Genomic DNA, 14,496 nt, shown 5'->3' with positions numbered 1-14,496 from the left:
GCGAAGCCGGCGACGGTGTCGCTCCGCCTATTGCCCGAGACGCTCACTCGGCCGCCTCAACCTTTTTCATCGGACGACGCTCCAAAAGCTCCTTCAGGAACTGGCCGGTATAGGAACGCGGCTCCTTGACGACATCCTCCGGCGTGCCCTTGGCGATGACTTCGCCGCCGCTGTCGCCACCTTCGGGACCGAAGTCGATGACCCAATCGGCCGTCTTGATCACCTCGAGATTGTGCTCGATGACCACGACCGAATTGCCCTGGTTGACGAGTTCATGCAGAACTTCAAGAAGCTTTGCCACATCGTGGAAATGCAAGCCGGTTGTCGGTTCGTCGAGAATATAGAGCGTGCGTCCGGTGGAGCGCTTCGACAGTTCCTTGGCGAGCTTGACGCGCTGGGCTTCGCCGCCCGAGAGCGTGTTTGCCTGCTGACCGACCTTGATATAGCCAAGCCCCACCTGGTTCAGCGTCACCAGCTTGTCGCGCACTGCGGGAACGGCAGCAAAGAACTCCACGCCTTCCTCGACGGTCATGTCGAGCACATCGGCGATCGACTTGCCCTTGAAATGCACGTCCAGCGTTTCGCGGTTGTAGCGCTTGCCGTGGCAGACGTCGCAGGTGACGTAGACATCCGGCAGGAAGTGCATCTCGATCTTGATGACGCCGTCGCCCTGGCAGGCTTCGCAGCGCCCACCCTTGACGTTGAACGAGAAGCGACCGGGCTGGTAACCGCGGGCCTTGGCTTCCGGCAAACCGGCAAACCAGTCGCGGATCGGGGTGAAGGCACCGGTGTAGGTCGCCGGGTTTGAGCGCGGCGTGCGGCCAATCGGCGACTGGTCGATGTCGATCACCTTGTCGATGTGCTCGAAGCCGTCGATGCGATCGTGTTCGGCCGGGTTTTCGCGCGCGCCCATGATACGGCGGGCGGCGGCCTTGTAGAGCGTCTCGATCAGGAAGGTGGACTTGCCGCCACCGGACACGCCCGTAACCGCGGTGAAAATGCCGAGCGGAATGGACGCCGTGACGTTCTTCAGGTTGTTGGCGCGTGCACCGACGACGGTGATTTCCTTTTTCTTTTTCGCCTTGCGGCGTTCGCTCGGGACGGCAACCGACAGTTCACCGGAGAGATACTTGCCGGTCAGCGACTTCGGATTGGACATCACGTCGGCAGGCGAACCCTGGGCGATGACCTCGCCGCCATGGATGCCGGCGGCCGGGCCGATGTCGACGACATAGTCGGCCGTCAGGATAGCGTCCTCGTCATGCTCGACGACGATGACCGTGTTGCCGATGTCGCGCAAATGGCGCAGCGTCTCGAGCAGGCGGGCGTTGTCGCGCTGGTGCAGGCCGATCGACGGTTCGTCGAGCACGTAGAGCACGCCCGTCAGACCAGAGCCGATCTGCGATGCCAAGCGAATACGCTGGCTTTCACCACCCGACAGCGTGCCGGAGTTGCGCGACAGGCTGAGATATTCGAGACCGACATCGTTGAGGAACCGCAGGCGGTCGCGGATCTCCTTGAGGATGCGAACGGCGATCTCGTTCTGCTTGGTGTTGAGATGTCCCGGCAATGCCTCGAACCAGTCCCGTGCGATGCGGATCGACATCTCGGTGACCTGGCCGATATGCAGCGTGTCGATCTTGACGGCGAGCGCCTCCGGCTTCAGGCGGAAGCCAGCGCAGGCCGGGCAGGGGGCAGCCGACATATAGCGCTCGATCTCCTCGCGCGCCCAGGCGCTGTCGGTTTCCTTCCAGCGGCGCTCGAGGTTGGGCACGATGCCTTCGAAATTCTTGGTGGTGTTGTAGGAGCGAGCGCCGTCTTCATAATGAAAGACGATCTTCTCTTCGGTGCCGTGCAGGATGGCTTTCTGCGCGTCGACGGACAGTTCGCTCCAGCGATTGCCGAGCTTGAATCCGAAAACCTTGCCGAGCGCTTCCAGCGTCTGGTTGTAATAGGGCGACGACGATTTGGCCCAAGGCGCGATCGCGCCATCACGCAGCGTCCTGTTATGCTCTGGTACGATCAGCGCCTCGTCGATCTTCTGCTGGCTGCCGAGGCCATCGCAGGTCGGGCAGGCACCGAAGGGATTGTTGAATGAGAACAGGCGCGGCTCGATCTCGGAAATCGTAAAGCCGGAGACCGGGCAGGCGAACTTTTCCGAAAACAGCACGCGCTCATGGGTTTCGTTGAGCGACTTGTTGGCCGAGCCACCGGCCGCGGTTTCTTCCGGCGGCAGCGGCTTGTCGGCGAATTCGGCAACGGCGAGACCGTCGGCCAGCGTCAGGCATGTTTCCAAGCTGTCAGCAAGCCGCGAGGCGAGATCGGGCCGCACGACGACACGGTCGACGACGACGTCGATGTCATGCTTGTACTTCTTGTCGAGGGCAGGAACCTCGGCGATCTCGTAGAAGGTGCCGTCGACCTTAACGCGCTGAAAGCCCTTCTTCATCAGTTCGGCGAGTTCCTTCTTGTACTCGCCCTTACGGCCGCGCACGAGCGGCGCAAGAATATAAAGACGCGTGCCTTCGCCGAAGGCGAGCACACGGTCGACCATCTGGCTGACTGTCTGGCTTTCGATCGGCAGGCCGGTCGCCGGCGAATAGGGCACACCGACGCGCGCAAACAGCAGGCGCATGTAGTCGTAGATCTCGGTCACGGTGCCGACCGTCGAGCGCGGGTTGCGCGAGGTCGTCTTCTGCTCGATCGAGATTGCCGGCGACAGGCCGTCGATCTGGTCGACATCCGGCTTCTGCATCATCTCGAGGAACTGGCGCGCATAGGCAGACAGGCTCTCAACGTAGCGACGCTGGCCTTCGGCATAGATCGTATCGAAGGCGAGCGACGACTTGCCGGAGCCGGAAAGCCCTGTCATCACGATCAGCTTGTTGCGCGGCAGATCGAGATCGATGCCCTTGAGATTGTGCTCGCGCGCGCCACGAATGGAGATGGTCTTGAGTTCGCTCATCGGAAGCCAGCTTTTGCATGTCGGTTGAAAGCCCCCTATGTAATGACGCTAACGCCCATGTCGAGGCGCAATCGGCAAAACTGGTGGCCATTTCGATTCGGTTGACAGGATCATAGGGAAATATTAGAACAAAGAAAGAACAAACAACACGCAAATCGACTAAATCTGTTGTGGATTATGTATGATGCGGGGCGTATCCGCGGCAGCGGACCGCTAAGATACGCGTTCTTGAAATTCGAAAGCCGTGCCGGCGGCGCGGCAAAACCACGGGAAAAGCAATATGGCTGGTAGCGTCAACAAGGTGATCTTGGTCGGAAACGTCGGGGCGGACCCGGAAATCCGGCGCACGCAGGACGGCCGGCCGATCGCCAACCTGCGCATTGCCACATCGGAAACCTGGCGTGACCGCAACAGCGGCGAGCGCAAGGAAAAGACCGAATGGCACACCGTCGTCGTCTTCAACGAAGGCCTGTGCAAGGTCGTCGAGCAATACGTCAAGAAGGGCGCGAAGCTCTATATCGAAGGCGCGCTGCAGACCCGCAAATGGCAGGACCAGACGGGCAATGATCGTTACTCGACCGAAATCGTGCTGCAGGGCTTCAACTCGACGCTGACCATGCTTGATGGTCGCGGCGAGGGCGGCGGCTCCGGCGCCGGCCGTGGCGGCTCCAGCGATTTCGGTGGCGGCGCTGGCGGCGGCTACGACGACTACGATCAGCAGCCGCGCCAGTCCTCCGGCGGCGGTCGCTCCGGCGGCGGCCAGGGTGGTCAGGGCAGCCAGAGTGGCGGCAACTTCTCGCGCGATCTCGACGACGACATCCCGTTCTGAGCCACGCGAACACGGCGATTTTCAGTTGCGGACGCCCTTTGGTGAGCAGACTGGAACGGCACGGGCCTTTAATGGCAATATCGTGACATTGAAAAAGGGCCGGGAAACCGGCCCTTTTTGCGTTCGAATGAACGTTTCTGTCGGTTGGAGCATTTCCAGGAAAAGTGCGAAGCGGTTTTCCGTCCGGAAGTGCGTATGACCAGGAGACGGGACGCTTCCGCAACTCTATCCAAAGCGGAAGCGCTCAAACGTCCCGATGGCCCCTCAGACCGCCATTGCCGATTTCACGCCGTCGACGACGAACTGGACTGCAAGTGCCGCCAGGATGACCCCAAGCAGGCGCGTGAGGATTGCCCGGCCGGTGACGCCGAGAAAACGGTCGATGCGTTCGGCGATGACAAGCGCCAGGAAAAGACTGACCATCGACAGCGCGATGACGATCAACAGCTGCGTGCGCTCGACCGCCGTCGGGAACGAGCCGGCAAGCAGGATCGTCGCGGAGATCGCGCCCGGCCCGGCAATCAGCGGCAGGGCAAGCGGGAACACCGCGATATTGTGGATGTGGTCCTTGGTGGTGGCGTTTTCGCCGGTCTTTTCCTTTCGCTCCTGACGCTTCTCGAAGATCATCTCGAAGGAAATCCAGAACAGCAGCAGACCGCCGGCGATGCGGAAGGCACCGATGGATATGCCGAGCAGGCCGAGAATGCCGTTACCGAAGACGGCGAAGGCGGCAAGGATGAAGAAGGCGATCAGCGAGCCGCGTGTGGCGACCTGAAAGCGTTCCTGCCGGCTGAGGCCGACGGTGAGGCTCAGGAAGATCGGGGCGAGCCCCGGCGGATCGAGCGTGACGAGCAGGGTGGTGAGTGCGTTGACCAGGAGGTCGACATTGAACATCCGTTTCCCCTTCCGGATTGTCGCGTGCGTGCGCGCGCGCCCCGAGTTTTCCCGGTGGCAGATCGGCATTGTTAGGCAAGCGGAGGGGGCTTGGGAAGGGGTCGGTGGCCAAAGCTTGAGCAATAGCTTAATGAGGATGTGACGGAACCTTCTCACAGCCGTTCAGGCCGGGCAGCCGACTTTGTCGCCAGCACTTCCGATTTCCGCTGCAATGCCCTAGAAAAGCCTGTTCCGACGGCAAAAGACTGTTCACAACCACGGGCCAAAATTGGCGCTTCCAGGCGCATTCGGCTATAAATATCCGACTGATTCTGAACAAAGATCGTGATCACAATTGACTGAGCAAAGCACTCCCGGCGGCGGAAAGACTCCGCCAGGCATCGAGCCGATTTCCATCATCGAGGAAATGCAGCGGTCCTATCTCGATTACGCCATGAGCGTCATCGTCAGCCGCGCGCTTCCAGACGTGCGTGACGGCCTGAAACCCGTTCATCGCCGCATCCTCTACGGGATGAGCGAACTCGGCATCGACTGGAACAAGAAGTACGTCAAATGCGCCCGTGTCACCGGGGACGTGATGGGCAAATACCACCCGCACGGCAATTCGGCGATCTACGATGCGCTGGCACGTATGGCCCAGGATTGGTCGCTGCGGCTGCCGCTGATCGACGGCCAGGGCAACTTCGGCTCGGTCGACGGCGACCCGCCGGCGGCAGAACGCTACACCGAGTGCCGCCTGCAGAAGGCAGCGCACTCGCTGCTCGACGACCTCGACAAGGAAACGGTCGATTTCCGCGACAACTACGACGGCACGATGAGCGAGCCGGTGGTGGTGCCCGCGAAGTTCCCGAACCTGCTCGTCAACGGCGCCGGCGGCATCGCGGTCGGCATGGCGACCAACATTCCGCCGCACAACCTCGTCGAAGTCATCAACGGCTGTATGGCGCTGATCGACAACCCGGCGATCGAATTGCCGGAGCTGATGGAAATCATCCCGGGGCCGGACTTCCCGACCGGTGCGCTCATCCTCGGCCGCTCGGGTATCCGCTCGGCCTACGAGACCGGCCGCGGTTCGGTCATCATGCGCGGTCGTGCCCATATCGAACCGATGCGCGGTGACCGCGAGCAGATCATCATCACCGAGATTCCCTTCCAGGTGAACAAGGCGACGATGATCGAGAAGATGGCCGAACTGGTGCGCGATAAGCGCATCGAAGGCATCTCGGATCTGCGCGACGAATCGGACCGTCAGGGCTACCGCGTCGTCGTCGAACTCAAGCGCGACGCCAATGCCGACGTCATCCTGAACCAGCTTTACCGTTACACGCCGCTGCAGTCGTCTTTCGGCTGCAACATGGTGGCGCTCAACGGCGGCAAGCCGGAGCAGATGACGCTGCTCGACATGCTGCGCGCCTTCGTCTCGTTCCGCGAGGAAGTCGTTAGCCGGAGAACGAAGTACCTGCTGCGCAAGGCGCGCGACCGTGCGCATGTCCTGGTCGGTCTCGCCATCGCGGTTGCCAACATCGACGAAGTGATCAAGCTGATCCGGCATGCGCCCGATCCGCAGACCGCGCGCGAACAGTTGATGGAGCGCCGTTGGCCGGCGCATGACGTCGACAGCCTCATCCGGCTGATCGACGACCCGCGTCACCGGATCAACGAAGACAATACCTACAACCTGTCGGAAGAGCAGGCGCGCGCCATTCTCGACCTGCGCCTGCAGCGCCTGACTGCGCTTGGTCGTGACGAAATCGGCGACGAACTCAACAAGATCGGCGAGGAAATCAAGGATTACCTCGATATCCTGTCGTCGCGTCTCCGCATCATGACCATCGTCAAGGACGAACTCACCGCCGTTCGCGAGGAGTTCGGCACGCCGCGTCGCAGCGAGATCGCCGAAGGCGGTCCCGACATGGACGACGAGGACCTGATCGCCCGCGAAGACATGGTCGTGACCGTCTCGCATCTCGGCTACATCAAGCGCGTGCCGCTGACCACCTATCGCGCGCAGCGCCGCGGCGGCAAGGGCCGCTCCGGCATGGCAACCAGGGACGAGGATTTCGTTACCCGGCTATTTGTTGCCAACACTCATACGCCGGTTCTGTTCTTCTCCTCCCGTGGCATCGTCTACAAGGAGAAGGTCTGGCGCCTGCCTATCGGCACGCCGCAATCGCGCGGCAAGGCACTGATCAACATGCTGCCGCTTGAACCCGGCGAACGCATCACGACGATCATGCCGCTGCCCGAGGACGAAACGACGTGGGAAAACCTCGACGTCATGTTCTCGACGACGCGCGGCACGGTGCGCCGTAACAAACTGTCCGACTTCGTCCAGGTCAACCGCAACGGCAAGATCGCGATGAAACTGGAGGAGGATGGCGACGAGATCCTCTCGGTCGACACCTGCACCGAGCATGACGACGTCATGCTGACGACGGCGCTCGGCCAGTGCATTCGCTTCCCGGTCGACGACGTGCGCGTTTTTGCCGGCCGCAACTCGATCGGCGTCCGCGGCATCAACCTTGGTGACGGCGACCGCATCATCTCGATGGCGATCCTCGGCCATGTGGATGCTGAGCCATGGGAACGGGCGGCCTACCTGAAGCGCGCAGCCGCCGAGCGGCGCACGAACGGCGAGGAAGAAGAAATCGCTCTGGTCGGCGAGGAAGTCACCGAAGGTGGCGAACTCACCAACGAGCGCTACGAAGAGCTGAAGGCGCGCGAACAGTTCGTTCTGACGGTTTCGGAGAAGGGCTTTGGCAAACGTTCGTCGTCCTACGATTTCCGCACCTCGGGTCGTGGCGGCAAGGGCATCCGCGCCACCGACACCTCGAAGACGACGGAGATCGGCGTACTCGTCGCGGCCTTCCCAATCGAAGACAACGATCAGATCATGCTCGTTTCCGATGGCGGCCAGTTGATCCGCGTGCCGATCAATGGCGTCCGGCTTGCCAGCCGCGCCACCAAGGGCGTGACGATCTTCTCGACGGCCAAGGACGAAAAGGTCGTCTCGGTCGAGCGCATCAGCGAACCGGAAGGTGACGAAGAAGGCGAGGACCTGGTGGCAGCCGAAAACGGCGCACCGGAAACGCCGGAAGCCGAAGCCTGATAGGCGGCTCCAACCGACTGAAAAGCCCGCCGATCGGCGGGCTTTTTTATTGGGCAGCCATGATTTCCGGCGGGCGAATGTAGGTTCTCAGGCCCTTGGCCAGCGCATCGAAGACCACCCGGCAACGCGGCGCCGCCTTCAGGTTTTCGTGCATGACGAGCCATGTCTCGAGCTTCATTACGAACCCGTCCGCCAGTACCGGGAGAATATCGGGGTCGCGGGCAGCAAGCGCATTCTGACAGATACCGATGCCGAAACCGGCGCGAATGGCGGCAAGCTGCGCGAGGTTGCTGTCTGCCTTCAGCGCAAAGCGCACGTCCGGCAGGCCGGGTGTGCGGGCGATGATTGCCCGGATCGCCGCCGTCTCGCGGTCATAGCCGATCAGGCTGTGGCGGCTCAGATCGGCAAGCGTGGCCGGGGTGCCGCGCCGGTCGAGGTATCGCCGGTGGGCGTGAAAACCGAGCGGCACCGCGCCGATATGAAGCGCCACCAGCGCATCCTGACTGGGCACCGCCATGCGCACGGCGATGTCCGCCTCCTGCCGCAGGATGTCCTCGATCGCATCGGAAGCCGACAGCTCGATGGTCAGATCCGGATATTGCACATGCAGCTCGGCAAGGATCGGCGGCAACACCTCGATACCGATCACTTCGCTGGCACTGATGCGCACCGTTCCGCTGACCGTATCCTGCTGGCCGGAGGCAGCGCGAAGCAGGGCCGCTGATGTTGCTGCGAGCGCTTCGGCATAGGGTTGAAGCGCGCGGGCGGCATCGGTCGGCAACAGTCCCTGCGGCGAGCGAGTGAAGAGCGGAAAGCCGAGCATCTCCTCCATTGCATCGACATGGCGCCCGACCGTCGGTTGCGTCAGGCCGAGCTCGCGCGCCGCCGCCGACAGCGAGCCTTCTTTCAGCACCTTCAGGAAAGTCCGGTAGTAGTCCCAGCTCGGCTCGATCTTGCTCATACATAAAAGTATAGCAATGAAACAGAAAACGACAATTCCGTTTATCCCGGAATTGCACGACATTTCCTCCATCAGAACCGATGGAGCAGACGCAATGACCGACAATCTGGAAAAGGCAAGAACAGTCCTGGTATTGGGCGCGACCGGCGGCATCGGTGGTGCCGTCGCCCGCGGCCTCAGCCAGCGGGGATGGAAAGTGCGCGCACTCAATCGCAATATCGCCAAGGCCGCGCAGAAGGCGCCCGCGTACGAATGGGTGGAGGGCGATGCGATGAAGCGGCTGGACGTTCGCGCCGCCGCAGAAGGCGTCGAACTGATCGTTCATGCCGTCAATCCGCCCGGTTACCGCAACTGGGGCAAGCTGGTACTGCCGATGCTCGACAACACCATTGCCGCCGCGAAAGCGGAAGGCGCGCGCATTTTGCTGCCGGGCACGATCTACAATTTCGGTCAGGATGCCTTCCCGCTTCTGACCGAAGACAGCCCGCAGAACCCGCATACGGACAAGGGCATGATCCGCAAGGAGATGGAACTTCGATTGAAAGCTGCGTCAGACGCCGGTGTCGGCGTGATCATCCTGCGGGCTGGAGATTTCTTCGGCCCCGATGCCGCCAACAACTGGTTTTCGCAAGGGCTGGTCAAGCCGGGCAAGCCGCTGACCGCGATCAGCTATCCCGGAAAGAAGGGCGTCGCCCACCAATGGGCCTATCTGCCCGATGTGGCCGAGACGATGATCCGTCTGGTCGAGCGTGCCGAGGATCTGCCGGCCTTTGCCGTCTACCATATGGGCGGTTTCGTCGATGATGACGGCACGAAGATGATCGCCGCCATCCGGCGCGCAGCGGGACAGCAAAGGCTTCCGGCACGTGCCTTTCCATGGTGGCTGGTGACGCTGGCTTCCCCCTTCGTCCCGCTCTTTCGGGAGTTGCGCAAGATGCGCTACCTCTGGCGCCAACCGCTACGGATGCCGAACAATCGATTGCTGGACTTGCTCGGCGAGGAGCCGCGTACACCGATCGATGAAGCGGTGGCCAAAACCCTCAAGGCGCTCGGCTGCTTGCCGCAGAGTGCCGGACAAATCGGCGCCGGCGAGGGACTCACCCCAGCCAAAATGGCGATCAGTTCCTGAAGACCAAGCAAGCGCCACCATTTTTCCGAATGGTGGCGCAAAGCGCATTGGCTTCCACCTGGCTATCGCGGCCGATTCGGGCGGCATAACGAATGCGGCGGCCGAAGCTGGCATTGCGTTCGCGCAGGAGCAGGGCCTTCTCGCTACGGATCGGGGCCGGCAGACGTTTGACAGCGTTGACGAAGAGCCGCTGCGCCACCGATTTCTGAAAATGCGCCGCAAGCTGTACGCCCCAGGGCGCCCACTCCGCCTCATCGATCACGTCGATCTCGCGCAGTTGGCGGGTGCTGGCCAGCGCCACGCAGCCGTCGAGAAAATTCTTGCTCTTGTCGAGCGTCAGATCGAGTGTCTTTGGCGGATTGTCCCGCCAGTCCTCGACGCTGTAGGCGGTGATCGCCAGCACATAGCTGCGTGTCTCCGTCGGCAGCCAGTCCACTTCGAGGAAACGCTCCAGCCCATTTTCACCGGCATTGTAGGCGGCGGCGGCAAAACCGAGATTGCCGTAGCGCGACTTCAGCTCACCAAGATATTCGGCTGATTTTCCCAGAGCGGCAACGACATCGAAACTGTTGGAAAGGCCACGCATTTTCGCCGTTCCCGGCATGAACTGCGCGATGCCTTCCGCCCCTTTCGGGCTGACCGCATTCGGCCGAAACAGGCTTTCGCGCCAGATAAGGCGCGCAAAGAAGGCTGAAGGCAAGTCATTGGCGGCGGCATAATGATCGATGACGCCGCAAACATCGCGCTCGAAGCTTTCCTTGCTGATGCACAGCGATTTAACCGGGTCCGTCACCGACCGGCCGACATAGATGCACTTGGCGCGCACCGGCAGCTCGTCGATGCGAGCCTGAGCGATATCCGGCGACCCCATGCTCACGGCCATCAAAAGCGCCAGCAGCCCTCTGGCGGCAAACGCAAGACCTTTTGAGCTGCCGTTCCCCATGCCGTACCGCCCGCAATGCCTCATCGAAACAGACCGGCTTTATACATAGCATCTCGCGAGGTCAGGAAAAACAGGTCCTTCAGGCGGGTGAGCCGGTGGAGAGCACCAGTTGCATGAAGGTCAAGTCGAGCCAACGGCCGAACTTCGTTCCAACTTCGCGCATTCGACCGGTCTCTGTGAAACCCAGCCGTTGGTGAAGCCGGATCGAGGCGGCATTCTCCGACTCGATCCCCGCCACCATCACATGCTTGTTGAGACGTTCGGCCTCGGCGATCAAGGCAACCATCAGCTCGCGGCCGATGCCGCCGCCACGGCTTTTGCGGTGGACATACACGGAATGCTCGACCGTGTGCCGGTAACCGTCAAACGCACGCCAGTCGCCGAAGGAGGCATAGCCGACGATATCGCCGCTGTCTGCCACCGCGACCAGGACCGGGTATCCGGCATCGCTTCGCGCCCTGAGCCAGGCAGCTCGATTGGCGACATCGACGATCGTGTCGTTCCAGATGGCGGTCGTATTGGCCACCGCGTCGTTGTAGATGTCGCAGATGACCGGCAGGTCATCTTTCGTTGCTTGCCTGGTCAGCATGTTGCCCCGCATGTTCGTACACTATATGACTACGTCATGGATACTAAAGTGTACAGCCTTGATCAACGCATCAGTGATCGCATTCGTCTCGAGCGGGAAATCCGCGGCTGGTCACTGAGCGAGCTTGCGGAACGCTCCGGCGTCTCCCGCACGATGATCCACAAGATCGAGCGCGCAGATAGCAGTCCGACGGCAACATTGCTTGCGCGGCTTTCCGGTGCCTTCGGCCTGACCATGTCGACGCTGATCGCCCGCGCGGAAATTCAGGAGGGTCGCCTGTCGCGGCGCGAGCACCAGCCGGTCTGGCGCGATCCGCAAAGCGGATATCTCAGGCGGCATGTCTCACCGAACTCCGAGCTGCCGCTGGAACTGATCGAGGTCGAACTGCCAGCGGGTGCGGACGTGCCTATGCCGGCGGCCGCCTATGCAATGTTTCGCCAGTTGATCTGGGTGAAGCAGGGCGCCTTGACCTTCACGGAAGGCGAGGAGACGCATGCGCTGGCAGCAGGCGATTGCCTTGAGCTCGGACCACCCACGGACTGCATCTTCCGCAATGGCAACGATACGTTATGTGTCTATGCGGTGATCCTCTTAAGCAGCCGCTGACGCTACCTGTCGATTTCGGCTGCAGCGATCCGCGCGACCAGCATTTCGCCCTCGACATCGAAGTCGTCATCATCCTCCAGAAACCATGCGGCAGAGAGACCCGCATAGGCCAGAATCCAGGAAACGATACGGCGCGGCGCCAGTCGAGTCGCCTCTGCGACAATAGCGAGATGGCGTTGCAGGCGACCGGGCTCGCTCACCACAGCCAGTTCCGGATTGCAGAAGAGATTGGCATAGTCGTAACCCGGATCGCCATAGACCGGCTTCGGGTCGATCGCCAACCAGCCACGGGCACTGAAGTCGAGAATGTTGCCGTGGTGAACATCGCCATGCAGCACGACCGGCGGATGCGGATCGGAAAACAAGGCCTCGGCCGCCGCAAGCGAACGCGCCAGCACGCCGCCATGGGTTCGTGCTGCCGGCGCCAGTGCCGCAAACCATCTCTCAAGCGGGACGAGATCGGGAATGGCCGCATCGCGGGGCGCATGGAGCGCCGCCACCGTCCCGCAGATGATCCGTGTCGCCACCTCGTCGCTTCCCGTCATCGCCATATGAAACAGCGATCGCCGGCTGTCGGTACGCTCCATCACAAGCGCATCCTCGTCGTCGGCATAGACTTCGGCAGCACCCTGGCCGGCCCACCAGAGCATCGGCAACCGGCCGAGCTTCTCTTCCACCTCGTGAGCGACCTTCAGCATTGCCGGCAGGCCGCGCCAGCGCACCGGCAGCAGTTGGCTCGATCGCGTTGAGACCCGGTCACCGTCCGGCTGCAGCGACCATTTTTCGAGGTAGGGAGCAAACATACAAGGAGGGATGGTCCGTTGACGATCAAGCCCCGCCGACCGGCGGGGCTTGAGGGATGTGGTGGTATCAGGCGACCTGTTCAAGAGACGGGTAGTCGGTATAGCCCTTTGCGCCGCCGCCATAGAACGTCGCTTGATCCGGCGCATTCAACGGAGCGTTCTCCTGCAGGCGCTCGACAAGGTCAGGATTGGCAATGAACGGCTTACCGAAGGCGACCAGATCGGCCTCGCGACTTTCAACTGTCTTTGCCGCCAGATCGCGATCATATCCGTTGTTGGTCATCCAGGCAGCCTTGCCGCCGGCAGCGGCATAGACGGCGCGTAGAGCGTGGTAGTCGAACGGACGCTCGCCCTGTTGGTGATCGCGCGGACCGCCGGTCGCACCCTCGATGATGTGGAGATAGGCGAGGGGATAACGGGCCAGGTTCTTGACGACATAGCTGAACAGCGCCTGCGGCTCCGGATCGAAGGCGTCGTTGGCGGGCGTCACCGGCGAGAGACGGATGCCGACACGGCCGGCGCCGATCTCCGAGGTGATGGCATCAACTACCTGGAACAGGAAGCGGGCGCGGTTCTCGATCGAACCGCCATAGGCGTCGGTGCGCTGGTTCGAACCGGAGCGCAGGAACTGATCGATGAGATAGCCATTGGCGGCGTGGATCTCGACACCGTCGAAGCCGGCATCGATCGCGGCGCGGGCAGCCTTGCGATAGTCCTCAACGATCCCGTCGAGTTCGCTGATGTCGAGCGCACGCGGTTCGGAGGTTTCGGCAAACGAACCCGTGCCATCGGGATTGATCAGATAGGTCTTGGACTTTGCCCTTATCGCTGAAGGTGCAACCGGCTTGCCACCGTCCGGCTGCAGCGAATCATGTGAGATCCGGCCGACATGCCACATCTGTACGACAATCCGGCCACCCCTGGCATGCACGGCATCGGTGACCTTGCGCCAGCCCTCGAGGGCTTCGGATGTGTAGAGCCCGGGCACATCGGCATAACCCTGGCCCTGCTGGGTGATCGCAGTTGCCTCGGTGATCAGCAGGCCAGCCGATGCGCGCTGTTCGTAATAGGTGGCGTTGAGTGTGTTCGGCACGGCCTTCGGCGAACGATTGCGCGTCAACGGCGCCATGACGATGCGGTTCTTCAGGGTGATGTCACCAATGGTGATGGGATCGAATAGGGTAGCCATTGCAGGTCCTTTCGGTTTCAGTTTGGTCTTGGGGGGGGGTGTCAGAGACTGCCGATGTCCTTCAGGAACGCGGCAATCGTCTCTTCGTTGCGCCTGTAGAAAACCCATTGGCCGAGACGGCGGGTTGTCACCAGGCCAGCGCGCTGGAGAATGGCGAGATGGGAGGATACGGTCGATTGCGACAGGCCGCAGCGCTCGAACTGCCCCGCGCAAACGCCCATCTCAAACGGATGCTCCTGGGTCGGAAAGTGCACCTCGGGCTCCTTCAACCAAGCAAGGATGCTCACTCTTGCCGGGTGTGCCAGGGCCTTGAAGATTTCGTCTCGATCCATCGTCTATCGCCATATCGTGTTTTATCGATAGATGTATCGGCTACACTCGATATTCAAATCACAAGAGCGTGAGGAGGAAATGAGCAAAAAAAGAGGGCCGCAAGAAAACTTGGGCCCTTGTAGTTGTGAAGGTAATTAGAACCTCCA

Annotated in this window: 12 protein-coding genes; 4 read left to right on the top strand and 8 right to left on the bottom strand. The window is 61.6% G+C overall.

What is annotated here, in order from left to right; translation table 11 throughout:
- Positions 1-43: 43 nt before the first annotated feature.
- Complete coding sequence (gene uvrA, locus J3R84_RS07480; RefSeq protein WP_203528609.1) at positions 44-2,965, bottom strand: excinuclease ABC subunit UvrA; 2,922 nt, start codon at positions 2,963-2,965, stop codon at positions 44-46.
- A gap of 280 nt (positions 2,966-3,245) precedes the next feature.
- Between uvrA and J3R84_RS07475 the strand changes: the two genes are divergently transcribed.
- Positions 3,246-3,794, top strand: coding sequence for a single-stranded DNA-binding protein (locus J3R84_RS07475; protein WP_025427099.1), 549 nt, complete (start codon positions 3,246-3,248; stop codon positions 3,792-3,794).
- Positions 3,795-4,058: 264 nt separating this feature from the next.
- Here J3R84_RS07475 and J3R84_RS07470 read toward each other — a convergent pair whose 3' ends face one another.
- Positions 4,059-4,688, bottom strand: coding sequence for a MarC family protein (locus J3R84_RS07470; protein WP_025427098.1), 630 nt, complete (start codon positions 4,686-4,688; stop codon positions 4,059-4,061).
- 334 nt (positions 4,689-5,022) lie between these two features.
- On the opposite strand from J3R84_RS07470, the gene gyrA reads away from it, so the two are divergent.
- Complete coding sequence (gyrA, locus tag J3R84_RS07465; protein ID WP_025427097.1) at positions 5,023-7,797, top strand: DNA gyrase subunit A; 2,775 nt, start codon at positions 5,023-5,025, stop codon at positions 7,795-7,797.
- A gap of 46 nt (positions 7,798-7,843) precedes the next feature.
- Here gyrA and J3R84_RS07460 read toward each other — a convergent pair whose 3' ends face one another.
- Positions 7,844-8,758, bottom strand: a complete 915-nt coding sequence (locus J3R84_RS07460; protein ID WP_025427096.1) for a LysR family transcriptional regulator — start codon at positions 8,756-8,758, stop codon at positions 7,844-7,846.
- 94 nt (positions 8,759-8,852) lie between these two features.
- On the opposite strand from J3R84_RS07460, the gene J3R84_RS07455 reads away from it, so the two are divergent.
- A complete protein-coding gene (locus J3R84_RS07455) occupies positions 8,853-9,887 on the top strand; it encodes an NAD-dependent epimerase/dehydratase family protein (protein ID WP_025427095.1) in 1,035 nt (344 codons plus the stop codon).
- On the opposite strand, the gene J3R84_RS07450 is transcribed toward J3R84_RS07455, so the two are convergent.
- A complete protein-coding gene (locus J3R84_RS07450; protein WP_225906374.1) occupies positions 9,877-10,758 on the bottom strand; it encodes a lytic transglycosylase domain-containing protein in 882 nt (293 codons plus the stop codon). The two genes, J3R84_RS07455 and J3R84_RS07450, sit on opposite strands and share 11 nt — an antisense overlap.
- 151 nt (positions 10,759-10,909) lie before the next feature.
- On the bottom strand, positions 10,910-11,419 hold the full coding sequence (locus tag J3R84_RS07445; protein WP_025427093.1) for a GNAT family N-acetyltransferase: 510 nt from the start codon (positions 11,417-11,419) through the stop codon (positions 10,910-10,912).
- Between the two features lie 36 nt (positions 11,420-11,455).
- Between J3R84_RS07445 and J3R84_RS07440 the strand changes: the two genes are divergently transcribed.
- A complete protein-coding gene (locus J3R84_RS07440; protein WP_025427092.1) occupies positions 11,456-12,025 on the top strand; it encodes a helix-turn-helix domain-containing protein in 570 nt (189 codons plus the stop codon).
- A 2-nt stretch (positions 12,026-12,027) separates the two neighbouring features.
- On the opposite strand, the gene J3R84_RS07435 is transcribed toward J3R84_RS07440, so the two are convergent.
- The 3 genes from J3R84_RS07435 to J3R84_RS07425 form a co-directional block, all read right to left on the bottom strand.
- The gene (locus tag J3R84_RS07435; protein ID WP_203528611.1) at positions 12,028-12,828 is read right to left on the bottom strand and encodes an aminoglycoside phosphotransferase family protein; all 801 of its coding nucleotides are present in this window, start codon (positions 12,826-12,828) and stop codon (positions 12,028-12,030) included.
- Between the two features lie 67 nt (positions 12,829-12,895).
- Positions 12,896-14,017 carry an alkene reductase gene (locus J3R84_RS07430; RefSeq protein WP_025427090.1) on the bottom strand — a complete coding sequence of 374 codons (1,122 nt, stop codon included), beginning with the start codon at positions 14,015-14,017 and terminating at the stop codon, positions 12,896-12,898.
- 41 nt (positions 14,018-14,058) lie between these two features.
- On the bottom strand, positions 14,059-14,349 hold the full coding sequence (locus tag J3R84_RS07425) for an ArsR/SmtB family transcription factor (protein WP_025427089.1): 291 nt from the start codon (positions 14,347-14,349) through the stop codon (positions 14,059-14,061).
- Between the last annotated feature and the right edge of the window lie 147 nt (positions 14,350-14,496).

This window comes from Ensifer canadensis, from assembly GCF_017488845.2.
GTDB lineage: Bacteria > Pseudomonadota > Alphaproteobacteria > Rhizobiales > Rhizobiaceae > Ensifer > Ensifer canadensis.
Note: the sequence above shows the minus strand (reverse complement) of the source record. Positions and strands in the feature narration are given on the sequence as shown.

Coding starts and splice junctions, on each gene's coding strand:
- J3R84_RS07430 (WP_025427090.1), bottom strand. CDS start 14,017: ATGGCTACCCTATTCGATCCCATCACCATTGGTGACATCACCCTGAAG.
- J3R84_RS07425 (WP_025427089.1), bottom strand. CDS start 14,349: ATGGATCGAGACGAAATCTTCAAGGCCCTGGCACACCCGGCAAGAGTG.
- J3R84_RS07475 (WP_025427099.1), top strand. CDS start 3,246: ATGGCTGGTAGCGTCAACAAGGTGATCTTGGTCGGAAACGTCGGGGCG.
- J3R84_RS07435 (WP_203528611.1), bottom strand. CDS start 12,828: ATGTTTGCTCCCTACCTCGAAAAATGGTCGCTGCAGCCGGACGGTGAC.
- J3R84_RS07450 (WP_225906374.1), bottom strand. CDS start 10,758: ATGGGGTCGCCGGATATCGCTCAGGCTCGCATCGACGAGCTGCCGGTG.
- uvrA (WP_203528609.1), bottom strand. CDS start 2,965: ATGAGCGAACTCAAGACCATCTCCATTCGTGGCGCGCGCGAGCACAAT.
- J3R84_RS07445 (WP_025427093.1), bottom strand. CDS start 11,419: ATGCTGACCAGGCAAGCAACGAAAGATGACCTGCCGGTCATCTGCGAC.
- J3R84_RS07470 (WP_025427098.1), bottom strand. CDS start 4,688: ATGTTCAATGTCGACCTCCTGGTCAACGCACTCACCACCCTGCTCGTC.
- J3R84_RS07460 (WP_025427096.1), bottom strand. CDS start 8,758: ATGAGCAAGATCGAGCCGAGCTGGGACTACTACCGGACTTTCCTGAAG.
- J3R84_RS07440 (WP_025427092.1), top strand. CDS start 11,456: ATGGATACTAAAGTGTACAGCCTTGATCAACGCATCAGTGATCGCATT.
- J3R84_RS07455 (WP_025427095.1), top strand. CDS start 8,853: ATGACCGACAATCTGGAAAAGGCAAGAACAGTCCTGGTATTGGGCGCG.